The sequence below is a fragment of the Methyloceanibacter sp. genome, from assembly GCF_058506495.1.
This window is the reverse complement of the sequence record NZ_JBZMXT010000002.1, coordinates 1-24,639: the sequence shown is the minus strand read 5'-3', so window position 1 is coordinate 24,639 and position 24,639 is coordinate 1. Positions and strand designations below refer to the sequence as shown.

20 protein-coding genes are annotated in these 24,639 nt (G+C 60.1%); 1 reads left to right on the top strand and 19 read right to left on the bottom strand.

From position 1 onward, the window contains the following. Nucleotides 1-77: 77 nt before the first annotated feature. From AC33YF_RS00840 to AC33YF_RS00765, 16 genes are all read right to left on the bottom strand, one after another. Nucleotides 78-2,246, bottom strand: coding sequence for an adenylate/guanylate cyclase domain-containing protein (locus tag AC33YF_RS00840; protein WP_491775296.1), 2,169 nt, complete (start codon nucleotides 2,244-2,246; stop codon nucleotides 78-80). Between the two features lie 89 nt (nucleotides 2,247-2,335). Beyond that, entirely contained in the window at nucleotides 2,336-4,354 is a 2,019-nt protein-coding gene (locus AC33YF_RS00835) for a patatin-like phospholipase family protein (protein WP_491775295.1), read from the bottom strand. Nucleotides 4,355-4,429: 75 nt separating this feature from the next. Further along, nucleotides 4,430-5,728, bottom strand: coding sequence for an adenylosuccinate synthase (locus AC33YF_RS00830; protein WP_491775294.1), 1,299 nt, complete (start codon nucleotides 5,726-5,728; stop codon nucleotides 4,430-4,432). Between the two features lie 108 nt (nucleotides 5,729-5,836). After that, the gene (locus AC33YF_RS00825; RefSeq protein WP_491775293.1) at nucleotides 5,837-7,012 is read right to left on the bottom strand and encodes a phosphoserine transaminase; all 1,176 of its coding nucleotides are present in this window, start codon (nucleotides 7,010-7,012) and stop codon (nucleotides 5,837-5,839) included. A 210-nt stretch (nucleotides 7,013-7,222) separates the two neighbouring features. After that, nucleotides 7,223-8,572, bottom strand: a complete 1,350-nt coding sequence (glmM, locus tag AC33YF_RS00820; RefSeq protein ID WP_491775292.1) for a phosphoglucosamine mutase — start codon at nucleotides 8,570-8,572, stop codon at nucleotides 7,223-7,225. A 200-nt stretch (nucleotides 8,573-8,772) separates the two neighbouring features. After that, nucleotides 8,773-9,840, bottom strand: coding sequence for a dihydropteroate synthase (gene folP / locus AC33YF_RS00815; RefSeq protein ID WP_491775291.1), 1,068 nt, complete (start codon nucleotides 9,838-9,840; stop codon nucleotides 8,773-8,775). A 113-nt stretch (nucleotides 9,841-9,953) separates the two neighbouring features. Beyond that, nucleotides 9,954-11,882, bottom strand: a complete 1,929-nt coding sequence (ftsH, locus tag AC33YF_RS00810; RefSeq protein ID WP_491775290.1) for an ATP-dependent zinc metalloprotease FtsH — start codon at nucleotides 11,880-11,882, stop codon at nucleotides 9,954-9,956. A gap of 213 nt (nucleotides 11,883-12,095) precedes the next feature. Next, complete coding sequence (gene tilS / locus AC33YF_RS00805) at nucleotides 12,096-13,397, bottom strand: tRNA lysidine(34) synthetase TilS (protein WP_491775289.1); 1,302 nt, start codon at nucleotides 13,395-13,397, stop codon at nucleotides 12,096-12,098. A 60-nt stretch (nucleotides 13,398-13,457) separates the two neighbouring features. After that, nucleotides 13,458-14,009, bottom strand: a complete 552-nt coding sequence (locus AC33YF_RS00800; RefSeq protein ID WP_491775288.1) for an OmpA family protein — start codon at nucleotides 14,007-14,009, stop codon at nucleotides 13,458-13,460. 782 nt (nucleotides 14,010-14,791) lie between these two features. Beyond that, nucleotides 14,792-15,520 carry a MotA/TolQ/ExbB proton channel family protein gene (locus tag AC33YF_RS00795; RefSeq protein ID WP_491775287.1) on the bottom strand — a complete coding sequence of 243 codons (729 nt, stop codon included), beginning with the start codon at nucleotides 15,518-15,520 and terminating at the stop codon, nucleotides 14,792-14,794. Between the two features lie 118 nt (nucleotides 15,521-15,638). After that, nucleotides 15,639-16,100, bottom strand: coding sequence for a YbgC/FadM family acyl-CoA thioesterase (locus AC33YF_RS00790; protein WP_491775286.1), 462 nt, complete (start codon nucleotides 16,098-16,100; stop codon nucleotides 15,639-15,641). Between the two features lie 8 nt (nucleotides 16,101-16,108). Then, nucleotides 16,109-17,155 carry a Holliday junction branch migration DNA helicase RuvB gene (gene ruvB, locus AC33YF_RS00785; RefSeq protein ID WP_491775285.1) on the bottom strand — a complete coding sequence of 349 codons (1,047 nt, stop codon included), beginning with the start codon at nucleotides 17,153-17,155 and terminating at the stop codon, nucleotides 16,109-16,111. Beyond that, on the bottom strand, nucleotides 17,152-17,769 hold the full coding sequence (ruvA, locus tag AC33YF_RS00780; protein ID WP_491775284.1) for a Holliday junction branch migration protein RuvA: 618 nt from the start codon (nucleotides 17,767-17,769) through the stop codon (nucleotides 17,152-17,154). Before ruvA ends, ruvB begins: the two co-directional genes overlap by 4 nt. Next, a complete protein-coding gene (gene ruvC / locus AC33YF_RS00775) occupies nucleotides 17,766-18,305 on the bottom strand; it encodes a crossover junction endodeoxyribonuclease RuvC (protein ID WP_491775283.1) in 540 nt (179 codons plus the stop codon). Before ruvC ends, ruvA begins: the two co-directional genes overlap by 4 nt. A 1,169-nt stretch (nucleotides 18,306-19,474) precedes the next feature. Continuing rightward, the gene (locus tag AC33YF_RS00770) at nucleotides 19,475-20,764 is read right to left on the bottom strand and encodes an ATP-binding protein (protein WP_491775282.1); all 1,290 of its coding nucleotides are present in this window, start codon (nucleotides 20,762-20,764) and stop codon (nucleotides 19,475-19,477) included. Further along, nucleotides 20,761-21,480 carry a response regulator gene (locus tag AC33YF_RS00765; RefSeq protein WP_491775281.1) on the bottom strand — a complete coding sequence of 240 codons (720 nt, stop codon included), beginning with the start codon at nucleotides 21,478-21,480 and terminating at the stop codon, nucleotides 20,761-20,763. Before AC33YF_RS00765 ends, AC33YF_RS00770 begins: the two co-directional genes overlap by 4 nt. A gap of 195 nt (nucleotides 21,481-21,675) precedes the next feature. Here AC33YF_RS00765 and AC33YF_RS00760 point away from each other — a divergent pair, with 195 nt between their 5' ends. Continuing rightward, a complete protein-coding gene (locus tag AC33YF_RS00760; protein WP_491775280.1) occupies nucleotides 21,676-22,302 on the top strand; it encodes a hypothetical protein in 627 nt (208 codons plus the stop codon). Nucleotides 22,303-22,405: 103 nt separating this feature from the next. Here the strand turns inward: AC33YF_RS00760 and AC33YF_RS00755 are convergent, their stop codons facing one another. Genes AC33YF_RS00755 through AC33YF_RS00745 form a run of 3 tightly spaced genes read right to left on the bottom strand, consistent with a single transcriptional unit; the run spans nucleotide 22,406 to nucleotide 24,494 of the window. Beyond that, nucleotides 22,406-23,254 (bottom strand): glycosyltransferase family protein, encoded by an 849-nt coding sequence (locus tag AC33YF_RS00755; protein ID WP_491775279.1) that lies wholly within the window; start codon nucleotides 23,252-23,254, stop codon nucleotides 22,406-22,408. Nucleotides 23,255-23,296: 42 nt separating this feature from the next. Beyond that, nucleotides 23,297-23,725, bottom strand: coding sequence for a diacylglycerol kinase (locus AC33YF_RS00750; RefSeq protein WP_491775278.1), 429 nt, complete (start codon nucleotides 23,723-23,725; stop codon nucleotides 23,297-23,299). A 19-nt stretch (nucleotides 23,726-23,744) separates the two neighbouring features. After that, nucleotides 23,745-24,494, bottom strand: a complete 750-nt coding sequence (locus AC33YF_RS00745; protein ID WP_491775277.1) for a YebC/PmpR family DNA-binding transcriptional regulator — start codon at nucleotides 24,492-24,494, stop codon at nucleotides 23,745-23,747. Nucleotides 24,495-24,639 lie beyond the last annotated feature (145 nt).

Sequence of the window (24,639 nt, the reverse complement as noted above, 5' to 3'; positions counted from 1 at the left end):
TCCGCTCGGAGGATCGATACTAACGTGCGGCCTCTTACGCAAGCCGGCTCAACGCGGCAGCACAGCCCTCCAACATCTCATTTCGGCGCATGAGACACGCCGTCCCAGTCCGCCGGCGGTGGCGAGTTCCGGAACGCCTTGCATCGGTCGCGCATGACAAGAGCAGGCTTATCGTCTGGGCTTTGTTTCAGAATGGCAGTGAAAGCAGCCCCCGCGGCCTCCCACTTCCGGCTGAAGTAAAGCTCCATTGCCTCCGCGCTCGCGCGTGCCAAGGCGATGTCTTCCTCAGAGGAGGCTTCGCGTTCCCCTAACAAGGCATAGATCATCAGACCTTCTTGTCGACCTTTGACTGCGACCTTGTCGATAGGCCGTGTAAGGATTGCGTCGTCCACCGCGCGCTGGGTCACGTCGCTGATGAGAATATCGGTGCCGTAAAGCTGATTGAGTCCTTCCAGCCTACTCGCAACGTTTACCGTGTCGCCAATCGCCGTGTAGTCGAGCCGGCTAGGACTACCGAAATTGCCGACCATCGCAGAGCCTGTGTGAATCCCCGTGCGAGTCAGCAGGAGAGGCAGCCCTTCCTGAGCCCAGGTCACCCGCAGATCTGCGAGCCTCGCGCGGTTGGCAAGGGCTGCACGACACGCACCCAGCGCATCTCGATCGAGTGAGCGCGGCGCGCCCCAAAGCGCCATAATGCCGTCGCCAATGAATTTGTCGACCGTGCCGCCATGCCGATGGATCTCACCCGTCATTTCGTCGAGATAGCTCGCGAGGAGCTTGACCAGCGTGTCGGGCGGAAGCGTTTCAGATATCGAGGTGAAGCCCACAAGGTCAGAGAAGTACACTGTGACCTCGGTTCGCTCGGCCCCGAGCTTTGCTTCTTCGCCCGATTCCAGCAGCAGGCGTACCAAATCTGCAGGCACATATTTCTGAAAGGACCGAAGGCCGGTCTTCATCTCCTCAACGGCTGTCGCAAGTGTGCTGATCTCACGGATGCGACTGGGCACAGGCGGCTTCGGATCCAAGCGAAACTGCCCGATGCTGCGCGTTTCCTCCGAAATCGCGCCGAGATTGCTGGCAATGCGCTTCGAAAGAAGGGCCGATAGGACCGCCGCCAGCAGCACCCCGCCAAACCCAAGATAGACCATGAGCTGGGCCATGCGCTGAACGTCACCGAAGACGCCGTCTTCATGTAACAGCATGCCGATGATCCAGTTGGGGCCGCCCTCCCGGCCCAGATGCCGATAGCCGCCGACATAAATCTGACCGTCCGCCTCGAATTGAACTTCTTGCAGCGTAGAGGGCGTGCCTGAGAGATTCGCGCCAAGCGGCTCAAGGAACCTGGCAACCCGCGCATCCGCTATATCTTCAGCTCGGATGGTGACCATGCCCTCGCCGTCGGTGGCGGGGTGCGCAAGGTCGATTCGGCTAGATTCATCGGGGTCGGCCGCAGACGGATGGGCGATCACGCGCCTGTCCCCATCCCTGGTGATCTCCAACATGAAGGAGACGCTATCGGGGCCCAATGTCACGCCGCGCAGGAACCGGCTCAGGGCGTAAAGGTCGAAATCTGCCGTTAGGACTCCGACGAACTTGCCATCTGGCCCTACCACCGGCTCACCTCGGCTTACGCCTGGAACGTCAAGGGACTCGCCTGAGCCGAGAAACACATAAGACTCCGTCCAAATCGGTTTCCCAGCCTTGACGATCTCCTTGTAGTAGGGGCGCTCAAAGGGTGGCGTTCTTTTCGAATTTGGAATGTCTCGCAGCGGTTGCCAAGGCTTGCCAGACACGACGGTGAACTCGCGTAGATGGCGGCTACCATCCTCCTCCGGCGTCAGCCATAAGACGGTGAGCGTGCCGTTCCGATCGCGAAAGGCGTGAAAGTACTTTCCGCTCGGCATGCTGAAAGACATGTAAGACAGGCTCGGGCGCGCCTCTAGAGCAGCAGCGAAATAGGTGCTCAAACGCTCCTCATCGTCCGGATCGATCCACCCCTCCGCGATGAGACGCCCAACGGTGTCGACCTCGTCCTCCGCAACGTCAAGCGCATGCTGAACGTGCTGCACCACTCGTTCGGATGCCTGGGTGATAACTTGCGCACCGAGGTCCTGCACTGCGAAACGGGCATACAGATAGGCCGCGACAGCGAGCAGCGTCACCGCCGTCAACAGCACGGCCAGCATAAGCGTGAGGAGTGTCGCCCGAAAACTAATGCGCAAGAGTGGAGGACCCCGCAACCGCATTGCCCTTACGGCAATTGCTTTGAGACTTTAGCTTGGCAGCACCAAGGCTCCTTGCATAGCTGCAAGTGTCTGCGCCCAGAGAGCACGGTCTAGACCGTCCCTTTGTTTGTCCCGCGTGGAGTTTCCGATCCGTCTGGCCGCTCCGCCCGGGGATCGCCACTGCCTAGCGGCATCATGCGCAAGGTAGGTTTTGGCCGCGGCGACCGTCCGTCCGTCTTACCATCGTAGCGGTCGAAGCTCGGAACAGTCTCCCAGTCGTTGGCGACAGCTAAGACGGTTGCGGTGGACTGCCGCGCAAAGTCACGCTGCCGCATATTCTGGAACTGATAGCTTGGCGTCTCACCCATGGGCCGGTCGAGGAGCGTTCCATAGCCCGTGTTCCAAGAGCTGCGGACACCCTTCAGCACAAGCTCAAGGCCGGCCATGAGCGACCGATACCGAACCCAGCGGTGGTTATCCCATGTGAGTGTGATTTCTCCGCCCCTTTGGGGATCAAGTCCCGGCTCCTCGGCGAATCGTGCAGCGAGCAGCTCACCGGCCTTTTCGCCCCGCTCACCGACATCGCGGATAAGCGTATCGGGCATGTTCAGGTTCAAGCCTCCCTCGTCACTTCTTAGCATCACATGCACGATGCGATCGCGGTATCCCGGCATTGCCATTAGTTCGGTGTCTGCCCAGTTACGCGCAGTATCGAACATCGCGCTGAAAAAACCACCAACACTCGGGCCCTTACGATCAAATATGTTGAAAGGCGCCGCATCGCTGATGCCCGATGCGTTTGTGCTCGGCATGTAAATGTATGACCAGGGATCGTCGCTCGCGGCGCTAGAATCAGGGATTTTATCCGACGCACCGCCCGTATCAGCGAGCCTAACCGACGCTGGCATCAGATTGATACCGAACGTGGGATGTCGCGGAAGGGGGGAGTCGAAGAAGTGAAGGGGGAAGTTGCTGGTCAGCCCGCCATCCGAAAACCAGCAGCGTTCCAAAGGTATTTTCCCACGCGCAGGCTTCGCCAGCCCGTTGGCCGCATAGAGAGGCACGGCGCTTAGAAGAAACGGAAAGCTTAAGCTCAAACGCGCGCCAAGAAGTATTGGCAGGTCCGCTGGCGCAGGTAGAGGCACAAAGCCTCTCGTCTCGACCTCGGACTCATAATCGGCCCAGTCCTCATCGCTAGCAGTCCGTTTTCGAAGTTCACCTTTCTCGCAGAGATGTTTGACGACAGAAGGCGGAAACAGTTCGGCAAACTCTTCTTTCTTGAACAATAGCCTTCCCCAACTTCCCTCCAGGAACGGAAATCGCTGCGAGATTCCCCGCGTAATATTCGTGCTCATTAGCACGAGCTCGATGTCGCGCTTTGCTTCTGGATTGCCGCCATTGCCCCAAAGGTCGCCGAACGTTACGGGCGCCGCGTCACGCCCTGCACCTACCAAATCTTGAAACAGCGTATGCAGCCAATCCGTAAGCGGAGGGCCGTTTTCATTGCTCTCGGAATAGGCACCGGGACCATCAGAGCCAGAGCACATGCCGTAACCGTTCTCCGGCAAGCGCTTCAACACATCCGACACGACACCGCCAGAAGCTGCCACGGTCACAACAACCGCAGCCGCTAATAGGCCTAAGGCCAAGAGAAGGTAGAACCAAAATCCACTTAGGCCGGATGTGGCGACGAAGGCAATCACAGGCCCCAACCCAATCAAAGCGCCCAGCAACGTCAGCGGCCAATAGTTCCGCCATAACGCGACGAGAATTCTTGGAACCTTCAGGAAAAGGCTCTCGCGCCCAAGTCCCGCCATCAGCACACTGAAAAGACGCCGGGTTCCGTGCTCAGGCTGGAACAACCGTTCCAGCTGTGTCTTGCCCCGGTACTTGGTGCCCAATTCGCGCGGCAGATCCTTGATGCGGCTTTCGAACGGATCGGGTTCAACGCCGTTCCGGCGCCCAAGAGCCGCTGCCGCCGTCCCGGCCGCGGCGATCGCGCCAGCGGACGTGCCACCGATAGAGCAGAAATCGTAGTTCTTAGCTAACTCAGCAATGGCTCGTGGATAGACGATGCCGCTCGTGATCCCGCCGCGCATCACGAGATCGCATTTCAGCTTTTCTGCCATGACAACCCTCGCGTGTAACGGTTGTCATCCTATCCTAGAACCAAACTACAACAAGTCTCAAACTCTGGACTGCCCCTACCCCGCGAATGGGTCGCGGACGAGTATTGTGTCGTCGCGTTCCGGACTTGTGGACAGAAGCGCTACGGGCACGCCGGTTAGCTCCTCTAGCCGGCGCACATACTTGATGCATTGCGCCGGTAACTCGGCCCAAGAGCGCGCGCCCCGGGTCGATTCGGTCCATCCCTCCATTTCTTCGTAGACGGGATTGACCCGCGCCTGCGCTCCTTGCGCGGCCGGCAAATAGTCGAGATCGACTCCGTCGAGCTTGTAGCCCACGCAGATCTTCAGTTTGCCGCCGGGTATATCGTCCAGGACGTCGAGTTTCGTGAGTGCGATCCCATTAATACCAGCGACTTTGCAGGTCTGGCGCACGAGGCAGGCATCGAACCAACCGCATCGCCGAGCCCGGCCCGTTACGGTACCGAACTCCGCGCCGCGCTCTGCGATCAGCTGTCCCGTCTCGTCGAAGAGCTCGGTCGGAAAAGGCCCCTCGCCGACGCGGGTCGTGTAAGCCTTGGTGATGCCGAGAACGAAATCGATGGCATTCGGCCCGATCCCCGAACCCGTCGCCGCCTGCGCGGCCACTGTGTTCGAGGACGTCACGAAAGGATAGGTGCCATGATCGATATCGAGAAGCGCTCCTTGAGCACCCTCGAACAGAATTCGACTGCGGTCGCGCTTAGCCTTATCGAGCAGTGACCAAACCGAATCCATGTAAGGCAGGATCTTATCGGCAACCTGTGTGATCTGATCGCAAAGTGTATCCGCCGAGATTTCCGGCTCACCGAGGCCGCGCCTCAGCGGATTGTGGTGAGCGAGAATACGTTCGATCTTTGGCTTCAAGACCGATAGATCGGCCAGATCCATGACCCTAATAGCCCGTCGCCCGACCTTATCTTCGTAGGCGGGGCCGATGCCTCGTTTCGTTGTGCCAATTTTTCCGTCACCGGCGGCCGCCTCGCGCAGCGCGTCGAGCTCGCGGTGTAGCGGCAGGATGAGCGTGGCGTTCTCGGCGATCCGAAGATTGTTTCGGGAGATCTGCACCCCAAGTTCCTCGATGCGTGCAATCTCCTCGGCAAGGGCCCACGGGTCGACGACGACGCCATTCCCAATAACGGAGAGCTTGCTCTGGCGCACGACGCCGGAGGGCAACAGGGACAGCTTGTAGGTCTTTCCATCAACCACGAGCGTGTGGCCAGCGTTATGTCCGCCCTGAAAGCGCACTACCACGTCGGCACGCTCAGAGAGCCAGTCCACAATCTTGCCTTTGCCCTCGTCACCCCATTGGGAGCCGACGACCACAACGTTGGCCACGACAAAATCTCCTGAATCCTGGATAGTACAAAGAAACGGCCCCGCAAGCGCAGGGCCGTGGGCCGTTATAGCCTGGCTGGCGGGCCGATGCGACCCTTGGAAACTGACTCATATGCACCCGACAAGAGCCTCCTTCTCGCACCGAAATGCCCAGTCGAGCCAGGGCAGTAGCGCTTCGATGTCCGAACGCTCAACCGTGGCTCCGGTCCAGATGCGCAGCCCCGGCGGCGCGGAACGATAGGAGGCGATATCGAAGGCGACACCCTCCTGCTCCAACCGTTGGGCCATGCGCTTGGCGAACGCGGATTGCGCATCGGCTGAGAGTGCGACGATGTCTGGCTCCACTACCTTGAGACAAACGGATGTATTGGAGCGGGTTGCAGGATCGACCGCCAAAAAGTCCACCCATGGAGTCCCCCCGACCCAATCGGCGATAGTCTTTGCGTTTGCGTTGGCGCGCGCAATCGCGCCATCCAGACCTCCGATGGTCTCGATAAATGCCAAGGAGACCAAATAGTCCTCGGTACACAGCAGAGACGGCGTATTGATCGTAGCGCCCTCGAAGACAGACGACATCAGCGCACCGTTCTTCGTCAGGCGAAACAGTTTTGGCAGGGGCCAGGGCGGCGTGTAAGTCTCCAGTCGCTCAACGGCGCGCGGGGACAGGATCAGCATGCCGTGCTGCGCTTCGCCGCCAAGCACTTTCTGCCAGGAATAGGTGATCACATCGAGCTTCAGCCAGTCCATGTCTTGTGCGAACACAGCCGATGTACCATCGCAAATCGTCAGCCCTTCCCTGTCAGCCGAAATCCAATCCGCATTAGGGACGCGGACGCCGGACGTGGTGCCATTCCAGGCAAAGACAACGTCGCGCGCAGAGTCCACTTGTGCGAGATCGGGAAGCTCCCCGAATGGCGCCTTCAAGACACGAACATTGCGAAGCTTCAGCTCGTCGACAATGTCCGTGACCCAGTCCGAGCTGAATGCCTCCCAAGCGAGCACATCGACGCCGCGTGGTCCGAGCAGATTCCACAAAGCCATTTCCACGGCGCCCGTGTCTGACGCGGGGACAAGTGCCACTCGATAGCCGTCGGGCAACTTGAGAAGCGAATGCGTATGCGCAAGTGCGTCCGCGATCCTGGCCTTCGTATCCTTTTGTCGGTGATTCCGCCCCAACAGTGCCCCGTTAAGCGCGTCGAGCGACCAACCTTTGTGCTTGGTACATGGGCCGGATGAGAAACGGGGGTTCTCAGGGCGGATTGTTGGTTTGTCGAGGGGCGTCACGGACGGGCTCCACAAGGTCATCGCAGCCAGGGCGCTCGCGCGGTTGCGGCGCTGAGGCAAAGCGTGCACTAGCGCGCGTGCCGTCGCCGCGTCAAGCCGACCAATTGCCAGGAACGTTCAATCAGGAAGCAAACCAGCTCCTTCACGCACGCAAGCCGCACAGCGGCAAACACTGGGCGTCAAGAAGTCATTCTTCTCGCACTGTGTGCTTCACGCAGCCGCTGCGTCTGAAAGGGCGTGAACGATATCCGAAACCACATTCTTCACGAGACCCTCGTCATCGCCTTCGGCCATGACGCGAATGACGGGTTCTGTACCGGACGGGCGAATGACAAGGCGCCCGGCATTCCCAAGTTTAGACTTCCCGTTGTTGATCGCGCGCTGCACGCCGAGATTATCCAGCGGCTGATTGTCTTTGTACCGCACATTCTCAAGGACCTGCGGCAACGGCTCGAAGCGATTGCACACCTCGCTGACTGGACGGCCGCTTTGGACGACCACGGCCAAGATCTGCAGCGCCGTGACAAGGCCATCACCCGTCGTCGAGAAATCAGACAAAACAATATGCCCCGACTGCTCGCCGCCCACATTGTATCCGTGCTGGCGCATATGCTCGGTGACGTAGCGGTCGCCGACAGGCGTTCGCGCCATGCCAAGTCCGAGGTCTTCGATATACCGCTCAAGTCCGAGATTGGACATAACTGTCGCAACGATACCGCCGCCGGCGAGCCGGCCGCGCCGCAACCAAAACTCGCCGATGACCGCCATGAGTTGATCGCCATCGATGATGCGACCTTTTTCGTCGACAATCACAACTCGATCCGCGTCGCCGTCCAACGCGATCCCGATATCTGCTCGCACCTCTTTGACCTTGCGGATGAGGTTTTGCGCCGAGGTCGACCCGCAGTCCTTATTGATGTTGAGGCCGTTGGGCTCGACACCTATTTTGATGACTTCGGTTCCGAGCTCCCAAAGCGCTTCGGGAGCAACTTTGTAGGCAGCCCCATTTGCGCAGTCGATGACCGCGCGAATTCCATCGAAGCGCAAATTCCGTGGCAGTGTCCGCTTGGCAAACTCGATGTAGCGCTCCCGGGCGCTTTCAATGCGGGTCGCGCGGCCGATCCGATCGGCCGTTGCCAAGAGGCCCTCCGAGGGTCCTCGGATGAGGTCCTCGATCTGACTCTCCTGATCGTCGGACAGTTTGTATCCTTCAGGCCCGAAGAGCTTGATGCCGTTGTCGAGGTAGGGATTGTGGGACGCGGAAATCATCACGCCTAGATCGGCGCGTAGCGATCGCGTCAACATGGCGACAGCAGGCGTCGGCATGGGGCCGAGCTGGAATACATCCATTCCGGCTGCTGTGAAACCGGATACGAGCGCGGACTCGATCATGTAACCTGACAGGCGCGTGTCTTTGCCAATCACCACGCGATGGCGGTAGGAGCCGTTTGTGAACAGCTTTCCGGCAGCCATGCCGACCTTGAGCGCCACCTCGGACGTCATCGGATGCGAGTTGGCGCTGCCACGGATACCATCCGTGCCAAAGTAACTTCTGGCCATCCCGGTTATTCCCCCGTCAATACTGCCAGACATGCGTTCCGCCGCCTGGCCAATATAAGCAACTCGTTGTTCGCCCGCCATAACAGGTTTTCCAGCCCCTGGTGAGGCGGACGTAGATTATGCGCTGGGTAGCAGATGAATTGGTTCAAAAAATGTAAGCAAACGTTACATCTGGCTTGTCAGGAAAAGCTTGATTTTCTCTATTTTTCAGAGCCGAAGGTCGCAGCACGCCAGACCCCCAGAGCCTGGTTAGTCCCCGCCACATCATGCACTCGGAAAAGCTGCGCTCCCTGCGCGGCCGAGGCAATCGCGGCGGCGTGGCTGCCCGGCTCCCGCGATTTCGGATCGGTGGCCTGCCCAAACCCGCGAATAAACTGCTTACGGGATGCCCCGATAAGTAAGGGGACGCCAAGTCCATGAAACAGGCCAACATTCGCGAAGAGTGCGAGATTGTGCTCTAGCGTCTTCCCGAAACCGAGGCCTGGGTCCGCAGCAATGCGGGCCGTTTGCATGCCTGCTGCGACACAAGTCTCAATGCGCCCCTCAAGGTAATCGAACACCTCGAGCACCACGTCGTCATAGGACGGATTGTCCTGCATGGTCTTGGGCTCGCCTTTCGCATGCATCAACACGACGTCTAGTCCAGCTTCGACGGCCGTTTGCAGAGACCGCTCATCGTGGGTAAACGCCGAGACGTCATTGAAAATCTTAGCGCCTGCCTCCGCCGCCGCTCGGGCGATCTCGGCTTTTCGCGTATCGATTGAGATAACCGCTTTGGTGCCCTTCAGCCCCCCCAATACAGGCAGGACACGACCCAGCTCGTCCTGCACCGCAACCGTATCGGACCCTGGTCGCGTGGACTCGCCACCAATGTCGACGATTGCAGCGCCGTCGTTTGTCAGCGATGCGGCATGCGCCACCGCACCCTCAGTCTCATCGTATAGACCGCCATCGGAGAACGAATCCGGTGTCACGTTTACAATGCCCATCAGCACAGGCCGTGACAGATCGAGGCCGGCGAACGGTGATCGCGGGCGCGTCACACAATCAAGGCGGCTCCGTAAGTCGGGATCCCCTGCCTCGCTCAACGCCGAAGCCGAAAAGATATAGGCCTTGGAATTACCAGGTGTTCCTTCGATCAGCTCGACAGCGGTAAAGGCGATTGGCCCCCCTGCAAGTGGCATCGCGAGCCCATCTTCGATGGCAGCATCAGCTTGAGGCCCATAAAGAAAGCCGAGCGGCCTGAGATAGATTTTTCCATCTGACATGGTTGAGGCCTATCACATTGGTCGGGCCTCGGCACAACCAGCCGCGGCGCAAAAGCAACATGCCCGGCGCGATGACCGGGCATGGCTAAAGTATTCGAAGTCGACTAAGACCCCTAGGTCGGTTGGGGCTCCATGCCGCCCGTGTCCGGTGCAGGAGGCTTCTTGCTCCGCCCCGAGACCGGCACAGCAGACTGCGGTCCACCCTGATCGGTATCTTCCGCTGGGAAGTCCCGAACCGGCGGCTTACCATTCAGCAGGTCCTTGATCTCCTGACCCGACAGCGTCTCATACTCCAAGAGCCCGCGGGCAATCGTATGCAGGTCGTCGAGATTTTCCGAGATGACCTTCCGCGCCGTCTCAAAGCCCTCATCCACAATGCGATGGATTTCCTCATCGACCATGGACTGGGTTTCGTCGGACAAGTGCTGTTGCCGCGCGATCGAATGACCGAGGAACACCTCTTCTTCATTGTCGCCGTAGGCCAGCGGTCCCAGCTTATCGGACATACCGAACTGAGTGACCATGGCGCGCGCAAGCTGCGTCGCCATCTTGATATCCGAAGACGCCCCGGATGTGACTTTGTCGTAGCCGAAGACAACCTCTTCCGCAACGCGGCCACCCATGGCCACCGCGACATCGGCTTTCAACTTAGCACGTGTATGCGAGAGCATGTCGCGCTCCGGCAGGCGCATCACCATGCCCAGCGCGCGCCCGCGCGGGATGATCGTCGCCTTGTGCACCGGATCCGACGCAGGCTGATGAAGTGCCACGAGCGCGTGACCGCCCTCGTGATACGCCGTGAGCGTCTTTTCTTCTTCGGTCATGGCCATGGACCGGCGCTCTGCGCCCATCATGACCTTATCCTTCGCGTCCTCGAATTCATGCTGTGTTACGAGGCGCTTCGAGCGGCGCGCGGCCAAAAGGGCCGCCTCATTCACGAGGTTGGCAAGGTCGGCGCCCGAGAAGCCCGGCGTTCCACGCGCGATGACGCGCAAATCTACGTCTGGTGCCAACGGCACCTTGCGCACATGGACCTTGAGGATCTTCTCGCGGCCAATCATATCGGGCCGGGGCACGACGACCTGGCGGTCGAAACGGCCCGGACGCAGCAACGCTGGATCGAGCACATCCGGTCGGTTAGTCGCAGCGACCAGGATGATGCCCTCGTTCGCCTCAAAACCATCCATCTCGACCAGCAATTGGTTCAAGGTCTGCTCGCGCTCGTCATTGCCACCCCCGAGGCCCGCGCCACGATGACGGCCCACGGCGTCGATTTCATCGATGAAAATGATGCACGGCGCATTCTTCTTCGCCTGATCGAACATGTCACGGACACGGCTTGCGCCCACGCCGACGAACATTTCGACAAAGTCCGAGCCAGAGATCGTGAAGAAGGGAACGTTCGCTTCGCCTGCGATAGCGCGCGCAAGAAGCGTTTTGCCGGTACCGGGAGGACCCACCAGAAGAGCACCGTGTGGGATACGGCCGCCGAGTTTTTGGAACTTCTGCGGATCGCGCAGGAATTCCACAATCTCCTGCAGGTCTTCTTTCGCCTCGTTAACGCCGGCCACGTCGTCGAACGTCACGCGCCCGTGGCGCTCGGTGAGCAGTTTCGCCTTCGACTTGCCGAAGCCCATTGCGCGTCCGCCACCGGACTGCATCTGCCGCATAAAGAAGATCCACACCGCGATGAGCAGCAACATCGGGAACCAAGAAATCAGTACGCCGAACAATGACGGCACATCTTCGTCGGATGGTTTAGCCGAAATCTTCACACCCTTCTCGTGCAGGTTCTGAACGAGCCCTGGGTCGTTGGGCGCATAGGTTTGGAAATTTCGACCATCGGAGAAGTGACCGGTGATCTTATTTCCGGCGATGGTCACATCTTGAACGCGACCGTTTTCGACTTCGGAAAGAAGCTGTGAAAAGCTGATCTCGTTGCCGCGAACTTGGACGTTGTCGCTTTGGAAGAGGTTAAACAGGGCGACCAGCAAAAGGCCGATGAAAACCCAGACGATGAAGTTACGAAAGTTCGAATTCATACACTGACCTGATAGATTAAATCTCGCGGCACGCGGGCTGGGTAATTACCCAAACGGCGCAATGAGCATAGTAGAGCCCCATTAACATAAGAAGGGGCAACACTTTTGCCAAGTAAAGCTAACGTCAGCCCTGCGGCATTTTCTGATGCGTTTTTTGCAGAAAAGCGAAAAAAATAGCCAAGTTGAGGCGCCGCCTCCTCTTTATATTGCCGATCATACCGATCGGACCCCCCACAGGAACGTCGCCCGGCAGTCGAAACCGCCATCCCGGCGCGGTTCTGGCGCAACGCCACCGAGACCTAGATCAGGGAGGAGAACGCGCCCATCCCCAAAGCGGCAGGCAGGCATGGTGCAGGCCGCGAGCCGCGGCACGCGTTGCAGCCCGCCTTCGCCATGCGCCAGCGTTCCGGCTCTCGCCTTACCCAGTGCCTCGACCGTTACGGTCTCGGGCTCGCGGTCACCCAAGTCGATGCAAAACCGATTGTCCCAGAGCAGACGATGGCCAGGCTGCAGCTTCACCTTTGGCAGGCTGGACGTGCGATGCTCGCGAAAGACCGCAAGCCGATCATCAACTGGGACGATTTGGCAGCGCCCTAATGTCTGCGCCCTGACGTCACGCGCTCGAAGCCCCTCGAATAGCGCTTCGAGCTTGGCAAGTCGCACCGGCCGGTTGGAGCCGCCAACCGCCGCCACCAAACGCGCAAGCGCTCTGAGGCCAACATCCTCCGGCACGCTGAGGAGCGCCGGCATTGAAACGGATGCATAACCAGCCGGGCTGCGCTCGCTATGCGCGTTCAGAAACGCATCGACTGTAGCCTCCAGAGCTGACCGGGCTCGCCGTAAACGGCGCGCCGAAAGAGCGATAGCCTCTGGGGTTAGGCCCAATTCAGCGAGCATGGCCATCGCGCCGCGCAAGCGGACCCGCTCGAAGCGCGGATCGATATTGCTGGGGTCGGACACTGGCGACAGCCCCGCAGCCGTTGTGGTCGCAATGAGCCGTGCCTTCGGAACATCGAGCAACGGCCTCAGGAGCGTCAGCCCTGACCAGTTTCCCTCTTCCGGGATGGCTGCCAGGCCATCAAGCCCACTGCCGCGCTTGAGCCGCATGAGGAACGTCTCTGCCTGATCGTCCAGATGATGGGCCGTCGCAAGCGCAGGAATGTTGTGGGAGCTACAATAGGCCGCCATGAGGTCGTATCTGGCCTCACGCGCGATGGCCTGGAGCCCGTTGCGAATGGGTCCATGCCGCCAAGTTAGGATGGCATGGGTCAGCTCCAATTCCTCGGCGAGGCGCGCCACGGTTTCGGCTTCGGCTCTCGACCCTGGTCGGAGATCGTGATCCACCGTTAGGACCACGGGCGCGGCCAATCCATGCCGGCGGGCAAAGTCTCCACCGAGGTGAAGCAGCGCGAGACTGTCTGGTCCACCAGATACCGCAAGCGCCATGCGGCCAAAACGGGCGACCGGCGCCATCAAACGGTTTGTCTCGACCTTGGTGATTGGGTTCGCGGTCATGCGAGCAAGCAATGCCGCAAGGGTCGCTGTAGAGCAAGTGTGCCTCGAAACGAGAGGAGCTTAGCGCGGCGGCGATACGACCGTTCGGGCGCGGCGGTTTTGTTTACGGCAAGAGTACGCTTGGCAACTGGCGACTAGGCGCTCTCGTCCGTAGGAGATGGTCGGGATCGACGCGGTGCGAATCCCGTTTCCTTCAAGATAGGTCTTCACGGCGACGGCGCGCTGGGCGCCAAGCATGAGATTGTGCTGAGAGCCTCCCCACTCGTCCGCATGACCCTCGATCAGAATGCCGTAGTCGGGGTGCTCGCGAAGCCAACGCACCTGCCGGCGCAGGGTTGCCTTCGCGACCGGCGATAATTCAGCGCTATCGTGATCAAAATAAACAACGTCGCCTGCGGCTGCAGCAAACTGGGCCGAACTGGTTGGTGCCGCTTCGCCCGCGACACTCTCCGGCGCATCGGCAACCTTCTCAGGTGAGCCGTCAGAATCGGCGGCGCCAAGCGAATACTCCTGCGGCTGAGTCGACGGGCCGAAGCAGGCCGTGAGACCAACGGAGAGGCAAATCGCGCCGACAAGGGCGCCTGCGCGGCCGAAGCCACCGCACACATGCATGATGGGAACTCCCAAAAGTCGCTTGGCTTTTGGGAACAGCCTAGAGACCAACCCGTTAACGCGGTGTAAGCCGTTCTCTCATCGCATCAGAGAGCATGGTCCGACGAGCGCCGACGACCGGGCGCAAAGCCGGGATACGGGACCGCCATAGCCTGTGGAACACGGTCCAAAGCAGGGTCCAAAAAAGGAAAAGGATGCCGAAGCGCCGAAATCTCTAGCGCCACAGACATCCCAAATTCCGTGATGGAAACCTTAGAGCTTCCGCAAATCCAAACGCTTCAAGCGCTCAGGATCTGAAAAAGCGGTCGTTAGCCGAGCTTGAGCGGCTCAACAACGACGGTTTCTTGGTGGTGGCCGAAGCAACCGCCGAGCGAAACGGCAGCGGCTACCAGCATGACTGCGGCGACAACGCCCTTCAAACCCTGCATGGTCTTCTCTCCTTTAGTTAATACGGCAAGTGCCGTCTTTGCGTGTACCGGTGCAGCGCTATCAGATCAAGTTCGGACTGGGGCCCTAACGCCGTTTTGCCAGTCCATGATGCGAAAATGCCACGCCGACTCTCGTTATCCTTCCTCAAAACGCTATCCCTCGATGAAACAGCGATCAAGGCATGGTTAACCACGTTGAAGTGATCGGGTTAATTAAAGGTGACCGAGTGTTGCAGAAGCGCAACACAAGGCCTTCGAACCGCTAGAATACGTCGGAACCGAACGCACCTTCAGGCCAATCAGGAAGCAAGACCGAGCGGGCTAGCATGCCGGCGGGAACCCTGATGATCGCGACTACGCCGCCCTATCGATCTGCCGTGAGAGTATGGCGGAGAATTCGTCCGAGAAACCTCTGAGGCGCGCTGCATAGCGCGCGCGCTCCGCCTCGAACTTCACGGTAAAGGCCTTGGCAGGGATCGCGACGAGCCAGCCCAAGGCGGCTGACAAAAGGCCCTGGGCAACCCCAGGAGCCACGGCAGCCAAATTGGCAACGCTGGTACCCGCCACCACTTGAAAAGCGGACATGAGCCCCCAAGAGAGGCCGAAAAGGCCAACGAGAGGCGCCGTAGCCGCAACAACACGTAAGAAACTTAGCCCGCTGGCCAAAGCGTCGAGATCCCGGGTGAGGGCGACCTTCGTCACCAACTCGATACGGCCTTGCGCACCTGTCATGGGCCGTGACGAGGGCTGCCCATTATCCCCCTGAGAGGAGCGTTTCCACTCGCGCATTGCCGACACAAACAGGGCCGCCATGCCATTGTTTCGGCGCTGGGCGAGCGGTTGATAGAGTTCGTCGAGCGCCTGGCCAGACCAAAACACCTTCTCGAATTTGTCCGCCTCCTTGCGCGCCTTGTAGAGCTGGATCAGTTTCCGAGCGATGACCACCACGCTCCACATGAGGGCGACCAAGAGCACGATAATGGCCAGCTGAACGCCAAGAGGCGCATTGAGGATCAGCTCTGGCACTGACGGGGCAACATTGGCTGTATCGCCAACGCCAAGCTGGCTGTCGTCCGGATTCATAGCAAACCTCTCATGCGGCGCGCTGATGAGCCCATCTCAACGGACGGAAAACGGGTGCAACAACGGCCGGTCGAACGCACCAAGCCCGGAGGATGTGCGAATCCCTAGGCCCATAAGTTCAACCGCGCGTCTTAAGGAAACGTTCAAGCGCCTCGCTAACGAGCGGTCCCAGCCGCTGCGGTTTGCCGGCCTTGGACACAAGCACGATGGAGGCCTTGAGGCGCGCCAGCACCACGCCGTCTCGGCACACATCCTGAGCAAGAACCAGGGTCGCGCGACCGATGTCCTCACAACGCGTCACGACCTCCAGCACCTCATCTATACGGGCAGGCCGCAGATAATCCACCTCGATGCGGCGGACGACAAAAACTGCCGGCTCGCCCTGCCCAGGATTCTCAAGACTGCGGTGATCGATGCCAAGACCGCGGATGAAATCGGACCTGCCGCGCTCGCAGAATTTCAGGAAGTTCGCGTGATACACAAGTCCTGTGAAATCGGTGTCTTCGAAGTAGACGCGAACGGGCAATACATGCGTATCGCCCTCGATCCGACCGGCAAGGTCCGGCCAGTCTCGCGACACTTCCCCGCTCAATTGTCTTCGCTCCCGGTTCCGCCGACGAAGAGCGTGCCTTGGGCGGCCTCGGGTGGCGCTGTAATGCCAAGATGCTCGAACGCCTGTCCGGTCAACACGCGGCCGCGTGGCGTACGCGCGATGAAACCCTGCTGCAAGAGATAGGGCTCGATGATCTCTTCAATGGCGTCGCGCGGCTCTGACAGGCCAGCAGCAATCGTCTCGATCCCCACGGGCCCGCCCCCATAGTTCACGGCAATCAGCCGCAAATAGCGATGGTCAAGCGCATCCAACCCACGCCCGTCCACTTCCAGCTGAGACAATGCACTGTCGGCAAGCGCAGCATCCACGGCGCCATCGCCCTGCACGGCCGCAAAGTCTCGCACACGGCGCAACAGCCGCGCCGCCACGCGGGGCGTCCCCCGCGATCGCTTTGCAACCTCAAGGGCCCCATCGTCCGTCAAAGGAAGGCCCAAGAGGCGCGCGCCCCGGCCGACGATCTCTTGCAACTCGCTCACATGGTAGAACAGGAGCCGAATGGGTATGCCGAACCGCTCACGCAACGGTGTCGTCAGTAGACCTGTGCGCGTGGTCGCGGCAACCAGCGTGAACTTGGCAAGGTCGATCCGCACGGACCGCGCGGCAGGCCCTTCGCCGATAATAAGATCGAGCTGAAAGTCCTCCATGGCCGGGTAGAGGATCTCCTCAACGGCCGGACTCAGCCGGTGAATTTCGTCAATAAAGAGCACGTCCCGCTCTTCCAGATTGGTGAGCAGTGCTGCAAGGTCGCCAGCCTTGGCAATCACGGGACCTGACGTTGCCCGGAAATTGACGCCAAGTTCGCGCGCAACGATTTGCGCAAGCGTGGTCTTACCTAGCCCGGGCGGTCCGGCAAAAAGCACATGATCCAGCGCTTCTCCGCGCGTGCGCGCTGCATCGATAAAGACCTTCAGATTCGCGCGAATCTTGGCCTGACCGATGAACTCAGACAAAACTTGCGGCCGGAGCGCAGCTTCCGGCTGATCGTCGTCCCGCTTGGCCGAGGCTAGAACGCGCTCTGTCATTGCGACAGCTCCTTCAAGCCCAGCCGGATCAAGTCGGCTGCGCCAGCTTCGTCTCCCGCTGCTCGCATTGCCGCACTTACAGCCGCAGCAGCTTCGCCATGGGCGTAGCCAAGGTTAGTGAGCGCGGAGACAGCGTCGCGCGCGGCTAGTCCCTCAGGAAGCTCTGCGACAGCAGATGGCGCGGCGCCAGACACGGACAATGCAGGTGCAAGCGCTGGCATCTTGTCCTTAAGCTCGGCGACGATCCGCCCGGCGACCTTCGGGCCAACACCTTGGGCCCGCGCCACATGTGCTTTGTCCTGCAGCGCTACGGCGTTGGCGAGGTCCGCCACGGAGAGAGACCCCAAAACGGCAAGCGCGACTTTGGCGCCCACACCCTGCACGGTCTGCAAAGCACGAAACCAGGCGCGCTCATGCTCTGAAGCGAACCCGTAAAGCCTAATGCTGTCCTCGCGCATATGCGTGTCGATAGCGAGTGACACCGGCTCGCCGACCGGGGGCAGCGCCCCAAGTTGACGGGACCCCATGGTCACCTCATAGCCGACGCCACTTACGTCGATGATTACTGTCGACTCCGCAACCGTGTCGACGAGGCCAGTCAACTTGCCGATCATGATGCCGTCCTCTGAGCCCGACGGTCCGCCCGTGCCACCGCCTGGTCGAGTTTTGAGCTCTTGCGCGAATGCGCATGAGTGATGGCGATGGCGAGCGCATCAGCCGCGTCGGAGCTATCGGGGGTGGCTTTGGGAAGCAGACATCTCACCATGGCGCGGATCTGATCCTTGTCACCGTGCCCCACGCCAATAACAGTTTTCTTGACGGCATTCGGCGCATATTCAGCGATGCTGAGCCCTGCCATGGCCGGGACCAGCATCGCGATGCCCCTAGCCTGACCAAGCTTTAGGGTCGCGGCGGCGTCCCGGTTTACGAAGGTCTGTTCGATCGCAGCCTCCGCAGGTTCCAGCTCTGCCAAAACGCCCATCAGACCATCGAAAATCTGTCGAAGCCTGACGCCGAGGCTTTCAGCATTACCGGACGACACCGAGCCGCAGGCGATGAAGCCAAGCTTCACCCCGTCCGTCTCGATCACGCCCCACCCGGTGCGCCGCAAGCCCGGGTCGATGCCAATAATGCGAATCGCACCCCTCATGCACGAATCGTAGCACAGCGAGCAAGAATGGTAGGCCGTCCAAGCGTTCGAATCGCCTTGAGCAGGGAACAGACGGCGCCTGCTGGCGTTGAGACTCCTGGCATAGGCGGCTTGCCGTGCGCGTGGCCGGCGGCCGAGCCTTGCAAGAGCGCCAAAGGGGAAGCAAAGCCATGGCCGGCGCGACGAGTGAGGCGTTCGACCCTGTCGAAATCGCCAAACAGGACATTGGCAGCTCCAGGCGCCTCATCGCCGCCTCGCTGGATGACCTCAGCGCGCACCATAGCTGGCTGGAGACCTATCATCGCGACGAGCGGCTGAGGGCGGAACGCCTGCGCCGGCGGGAAATACTGCAACGTCTCGAGCTTGCCTATCGGCGGACTCGGAACAAGGCGCAACTCGCCGCCCGGACGTCCTACGTCACAAGCCGTCGAGCCTCCCGATCCGCGAAGCGGCTCACTCTCGCCATGGTGGCATGGGCGGCCCCAAGACTGCGTACACATACGCAACACGCTGCGATATCAACTGTCGACGCCTGGCGTTGGTCCCAAGACCACATTCCCCGCCTTGCGCATAGCGCCACTCGGACCGCGAGAGATAGTTTCTGCTGGTCAGTCCGAGCTTCGGAGGAGGCCGGCTACGTTTTTCGCCGGCATGCATCCGCGGCCACTGCCGAAGTCACGAGTGAATTGCGGCGGCGCACCGCCCCGATCCGCGAACGGGGCGCTTCTGAGTGGTCAAGGATCCGAACGCAAACACGGTCTACATGTGCGTTATTGGAACCAAGACTCTTAGAACCTGTCACTGGCTCTAACGAACTTGCTTGGATTCGACGGAGCCTTCGCCGCAGTTATATCCGTGTACTGATAATATTTGCGCCACTCGCCATGCAGACGCGTGTGACCGCAGCCCAAATTGAGACAAGGCTAGCCACGCTTATCATTCGAACAGCGCCGGCGTTCCGCCAACTCTTGCTGGCCCATATGCCCAGGGACCGCACGCCCGCGAACTCAGCTTCCGAGAGCAAGAGCGGCGCATTGATACTTCGTCCGACCACGGCACTCACGTGCATCGTGCCAGCGCGCAGCCAATTGCCCGTGCTTTACGGAACTTGATTTTCTGCGCTTGTTCAAGCAGCCGTGCTCTCAGGCACCACAACAGACCCGCGCCGCTCACGCGCTTTCTGTTTGAGGCGCCTCGGACTCGGGTGCTTCAGACGCGGGCACTTCTGGCAAGCTGACCGTTTGGAGCAGACCACCGCCTGGCCGGTTGGCGATCTGAATGCTGCCACCCGCCCGAGTCACAATCTCATGCGCAATTGTGAGCCCGAGCCCGGCACCAGGAATATTCTGGCGGCGCGCGGGATCGGACCGGAAGAAGGGTTCGAAGACCTGACCCAATATCTCTTCTGGGATGCCAGGGCCGTCGTCCTCAATGGTCACGCGGGCCGTTGTTGCATCCCCGCCGACGCTGACCCGCGCGCGAACACCATGTGTGGCCGCATTGATTATAAGGTTGCGCAGGGCGCGGTTTAATTTGAGCCGTCCTGCCAACACGGTGACAGGATTTGCATTCACCAAGGTCACGTCAAGGTCCTGTTCCCTCAGTTCCTTGCAGATACTCTCGACGAGTTTGTCGAGCCGCAACCGCTCAGGGGCCTCGGCGCCAGTCTCCTCACGCACAAGCAAAATGGCGCTATCGGCGATCCGTTCCAGCTCATCGATATCGTTCAGCCATTTTTCTCGCTCCTCGTCGTCCGGAACAAACTCCGCACGGAGCCGCATGCGGGTGATCGGCGTGCGCATGTCGTGCCCCGCGGCAGCAACCAGGCGCATTCGGCTTTCCATCGAGCGTTTCAGCCGTGCAGATAGCGAGTTGAGTGCTCGTGCGGTTGCCCGCACCTCGGCAGGGCCCTTCTCCGGCAATTCGGGTATCACGCCATCGGGTCCAACAGACGCAATAGCATTCTCCAAGAATACGAGCGGACGCACCATTCGATTCGAGGCGAAGACGGCAACCACCGTGGCCCCGATTGTAATCAGGAACAGCCAGCGCAAGATTCCCCACCAAGGAACGCCTTTGGGCTTCAGCCGCGAGATGGGCAATCGGATCCAGCCTTGGTCCTGGATAGGAACCCACACGGCTAACCAGCCGGGCCTCCATCGATGTGTATGCGTGACAACGACGTCGATGTCGCGGCCGTTTTTCTCCAACTGCTCTCGCAGCGCTTCGGTCGTCCTTCGGAAGGGATGCCCGCGCGGTTCTTTGAAGATGCGCACGGCTCCGGGCGACTGTGCAGCCAAGTCTGCGACCAACGCGACCTGCTTGGCCGCCACCCCATAGCCATGGCTGGGACGCACGGGAGGCCCAAGCAGCAGGAACAGCACGAACGTCATGAGCGCCATGACGGAGACGATCGCGAGAACCAAGAGGACGGCGATCTTTACGCGGAGCGTGTTCATGCCGGCCCGTCCTCGGCATCCACTTTGACGGCAAGATGGTAGCCACCGTTTCGGACTGTCTTGATAAGTTGGGAGCCTTGATTGCCGAGTTTGCGCCGCAGCCGGCTAATGAGCACGTCGATGGACCTGTCAAATCCATCTCCCTCGCGGCCTCTCGTGAGGTCCAGCAACTGGTCGCGCGACAAGACACGTCCAGGCCGTTCCAAAAACGTATTGAGGAGATCGAACTCAGCGCCTGTGAGTTCGACATCACCCTGCGGTCCCGCGACGTGCCGCGTCTGCGGATCGGCAGTGTAGCCGTTAAAGTGATAGATTTTTGCCGGCGAGACGTCAGGAGGCGCATCCCCGCGACGCCTGAGGACCGCTCGAACGCGCGCAATCAACTCGCGCGGATTGAAGGGCTTGCCCAGATAATCGTCCGCGCCAATCTCAAGGCCGATGATGCGATCCACATCTTCTTTGAGGGCCGTCAGTAGAATGATCGGCACATTCGATCGGGCCGCCCTGAGATCGCGGCACGCGTCCAGCCCGGACCCATCCGGGAGCATCACGTCCAGTACGACGAGGTCTACCTGGTGGGTCGCCAATTGCTCATGCAGCTCGCGGCAACTGGCAGCTAGAAGCACGCGAAAGCCCTGGCTCTCCACGTAGCGCGCGAGCAGTTTTCGAATCTCGGGGTCGTCATCGACGACGAGTATTTGAGCGGCCGGTGTCATGGACCAGTCTTCTAGCCCTTCGCGGCCGCCACAACGAGGGGCATGTTGTAACGAAAGTGTAGCGAGTTCCGGCTCAGCAATGTTTCGACACAAATTTCCTTGGCGCGGAAACGTTCTGATACGGCGTGGACCTAGGCCCGCAATGTAGGAACGCTAAATGTCCTATCAGCAGCAACAGACAAGGATACCCCTCAAATGAAGTTGACCAAGACACTCGCGGTCGTCGCCGTCGCCGGCGCCTTGAGCCTCGCGGGTCTCGCAGCCGTCACGGTCGTGGCCAGCAGCGAGAGCGCTCTGGCTCACTCCGGCTCCTCGAGCCACGGGGCGAAGGGGAAGTCGTGCCAGCGTGGTAAATACGGCAAGCATAGGCGAGGTCACATGGGGCCCGAACGCTTGGCGGCGCGACTGAGCGCGATCGAGACTGAGATTGGCATACGAGCCGAGCAGCTCGACGATTGGCGCGATTTCACCGACGCCTTGCAGGCGACCATGAAGCGGCCATCCATGGGTCGTGGCAATCCCGCAATGACAGCGCCGGGCACAGGAAATCAGCCATTCTCGCTCGCTGAAGGGATCGCGAACCGCGCCATGGAGCGCGCAAACGAAGCTGAAAAGCTTAAGACCGCGGTCGCCAAGTTGCGAACAACCCTCAGCGCCGAGCAGCTCGAAAAGGTCTCGCAGATCGAGGACCGCTTCCGTGCCCGCATGGCGCGCCATCACGGGTGGAAGCACGGCAAGCGTGGCCATGCAGCACCGCCGGCTCCCTTTGAAACTGCCCCGGATACGCTGGAAGACGCAGGGAACGAGGGCGACGACACTTAAGGGGCGCTCACTCCACGCCCCAGATGCCTGGCTCGCTCCCCCCAAGGGCCAGGAAAAAAGAGAGGCGGGAGCCTAGTTGGGCTCTCGCCTTTTTCGTTTTGGCTTATTTGGTAGTGGGCATTGGCACGGCATTGCTGAACAGCGCGTCACCCCACTCGTGGAGCGGATTGCCAAAATCAGACTGCGTGTGGATGGCCTTACCCTTCCGGGCTTCCCATTTGACGCCATAGGTCTCGTAGGGGAAGTGTTGCACATAGTAGTCGCAGGTCTCTTCCCAGTGCGCCACCGACAGCGACTTGCCATAATGCTGGCAGTAAAGATCTGTCATCACGGACTGCATGCCCCTCGGCGTGCGGCCATCGCCTTCGGCGAAGCCAATGCCGGGATGGTTGCGCCACAGCATAAGAATGTCGCGCTGCTCGGGCCCGTAGAACCGGCGAAAGCCCAAGAGCGACTGATCGGACGTGTAAGCCGCTTGGTCGTCAGCCGTAAGATAGGCGTCGAAGAGCTTCACCCGAAGCGCATCACAACCCGCATCAACGCCATGCAAATAGCCGCGCAGATCGCCGGTCACACGCTCATCCGGATCGAAGCAAAACATCCAGTCATGAGGTAGCTGCTCACGGGCCAGATCGAGCAACAGGCCGCGATGGCGCCCCTCGGCACGCTTGCGTGCGTCTATGTCCCGCTCCCAAGCTTGGTTGGCGACAATCAGCGCGACTTTCGGGTGCCCGCGCAGCAGTTCGACCGTTTCGTCCGTGCTGGCATCGTCATAAGCAACGATCGCATCCACATGGTCGGCCAGGTAGTCCAATGTGTCCGGGAGAATCAATGCCTCATTGCGGACCCGCGTCATGGCAACGAGATGATGGCTCTGGTTCAGCAGGGCCTCGTTGCCGACAATGACACTTTCCGTGTCGCGAACCTGCCAAGTCTTCGTGTTCGCTGCCATCACTTCCCGATCACCGGTTCAACTGATTAGAGGCTTGCTGCTTCATAGAAAAAACCGGTCCACAACCGCCAAGATCCAAACCATCGCGGTAATTGCGATGACGCAAAACACCCCCGCCGAGGCCAAGTCTTTGGTGACTTTGATGGCTTCGTGACGTTCGGGGTGAACGTGATTGCAGAGCCGCTCAATCGCGGTGTTCAGAAATTCTGCGGCCAGCAGCAAGACGATGCTGCCCATGAGCGCTGCCCAAATCCAAAGATCGTCCGCGATCAAGATGGAGACGGGTAGAGCAATCACGGCCAGCGCGGCCTCTTGCTTGATCGCCGCTTCTGTCGCCAGCCCCTCGCGAAATCCGCCGACAGTATTCCAGAACGCACGTCCAATACGAACGAGCCCGCCTTTGCCGGGCAAGGCTGCCTGCGCCCTTATAGGGCGTTCACCGGCGCCGTCGCGCGATCCGCGCATCTCCATTGTTTATGCCTTTCGCAGCCTAGGCTGCCGTGAGTCTCTGTAGAACATCTTCAGACAGATCAAAATTCGCGTAGACCTGCTGCACGTCATCGGAGTCCTCCAAAGCATCGATCATGCGCAGGAGCTTGCCACCCGCATCCTCATCGATCGGCACTTCGAGCTTGGGCCGCCAGAGAATCTGCATAGCGCTTGCCTGACCAAATCGTTCTTCCAGCACCTTTCTGATCTGATGCAACTCATCCGGCGTACAGTACACCGTGTGGCCTTCGTCTGTCGTCTCCACATCGTCACCGCCAGCTTCGATGGCCGCTTCCAACATGTCATCGGCCGAACCTTTGTCCAGATCATACTGAATGGCGCCAAGTCGGTCGAAATTGAATGACACCGAGCCAGTCTCGCCAAGATTGCCGCCGTGCTTGGAGAAAATAGACCGCACCTCGCTAGCGGTGCGATTGCGGTTATCTGTCAGGGCCTCGACGATCACGCCTACGCCTCCCACGCCAAATCCCTCGTAGCGAACTTCCTCGTAATTGTCGCCCTCGGCTTCTTGGCTTTTCTTAATCGCGCGGTCGATGTTGTCGTTGGGCATATTCTGGGCCCGAGCGGCCTGGATGGCCGTCCGCAGCCGCGGATTCATTGCCGGATCCGGCATCCCCAGTTTTGCCGCCGTTGTTATTTCCCGCGCGAGTTTGGAAAACACTTTCGAGCGCTTCTTATCCTGAGCTCCCTTTCGGAACTGAATATTCTTGAATTTGGAATGGCCTGCCATGGCCTGATCCCTAGTCGCTTCCCCCTGTTTCGGTCAAGTGTTTGGGTTTTTTCCCGAGCTGTATTGGGGGACTGGTTGCGGTGATTTGGGCTGGGCAAAAAAGAAGCCGCCCCGAGGGGCGGCTTCCGTAAACGTCTGTCTGGAG

Bases quoted from the DNA above. Each gene is read 5' to 3' on its own strand.
- AC33YF_RS00840 (WP_491775296.1), bottom strand. From the start codon at position 2,246: ATGCGGTTGCGGGGTCCTCCACTCTTGCGCATTAGTTTTCGGGCGACA.
- AC33YF_RS00835 (WP_491775295.1), bottom strand. From the start codon at position 4,354: ATGGCAGAAAAGCTGAAATGCGATCTCGTGATGCGCGGCGGGATCACG.
- glmM (WP_491775292.1), bottom strand. From the start codon at position 8,572: ATGGCCAGAAGTTACTTTGGCACGGATGGTATCCGTGGCAGCGCCAAC.
- folP (WP_491775291.1), bottom strand. From the start codon at position 9,840: ATGTCAGATGGAAAAATCTATCTCAGGCCGCTCGGCTTTCTTTATGGG.
- ftsH (WP_491775290.1), bottom strand. From the start codon at position 11,882: ATGAATTCGAACTTTCGTAACTTCATCGTCTGGGTTTTCATCGGCCTT.
- tilS (WP_491775289.1), bottom strand. From the start codon at position 13,397: ATGACCGCGAACCCAATCACCAAGGTCGAGACAAACCGTTTGATGGCG.
- AC33YF_RS00800 (WP_491775288.1), bottom strand. From the start codon at position 14,009: ATGCATGTGTGCGGTGGCTTCGGCCGCGCAGGCGCCCTTGTCGGCGCG.
- AC33YF_RS00795 (WP_491775287.1), bottom strand. From the start codon at position 15,520: ATGAATCCGGACGACAGCCAGCTTGGCGTTGGCGATACAGCCAATGTT.
- ruvB (WP_491775285.1), bottom strand. From the start codon at position 17,155: ATGACAGAGCGCGTTCTAGCCTCGGCCAAGCGGGACGACGATCAGCCG.
- ruvA (WP_491775284.1), bottom strand. From the start codon at position 17,769: ATGATCGGCAAGTTGACTGGCCTCGTCGACACGGTTGCGGAGTCGACA.
- ruvC (WP_491775283.1), bottom strand. From the start codon at position 18,305: ATGAGGGGTGCGATTCGCATTATTGGCATCGACCCGGGCTTGCGGCGC.
- AC33YF_RS00770 (WP_491775282.1), bottom strand. From the start codon at position 20,764: ATGAACACGCTCCGCGTAAAGATCGCCGTCCTCTTGGTTCTCGCGATC.
- AC33YF_RS00765 (WP_491775281.1), bottom strand. From the start codon at position 21,480: ATGACACCGGCCGCTCAAATACTCGTCGTCGATGACGACCCCGAGATT.
- AC33YF_RS00760 (WP_491775280.1), top strand. From the start codon at position 21,676: ATGAAGTTGACCAAGACACTCGCGGTCGTCGCCGTCGCCGGCGCCTTG.
- AC33YF_RS00755 (WP_491775279.1), bottom strand. From the start codon at position 23,254: ATGGCAGCGAACACGAAGACTTGGCAGGTTCGCGACACGGAAAGTGTC.
- AC33YF_RS00750 (WP_491775278.1), bottom strand. From the start codon at position 23,725: ATGGAGATGCGCGGATCGCGCGACGGCGCCGGTGAACGCCCTATAAGG.
- AC33YF_RS00745 (WP_491775277.1), bottom strand. From the start codon at position 24,494: ATGGCAGGCCATTCCAAATTCAAGAATATTCAGTTCCGAAAGGGAGCT.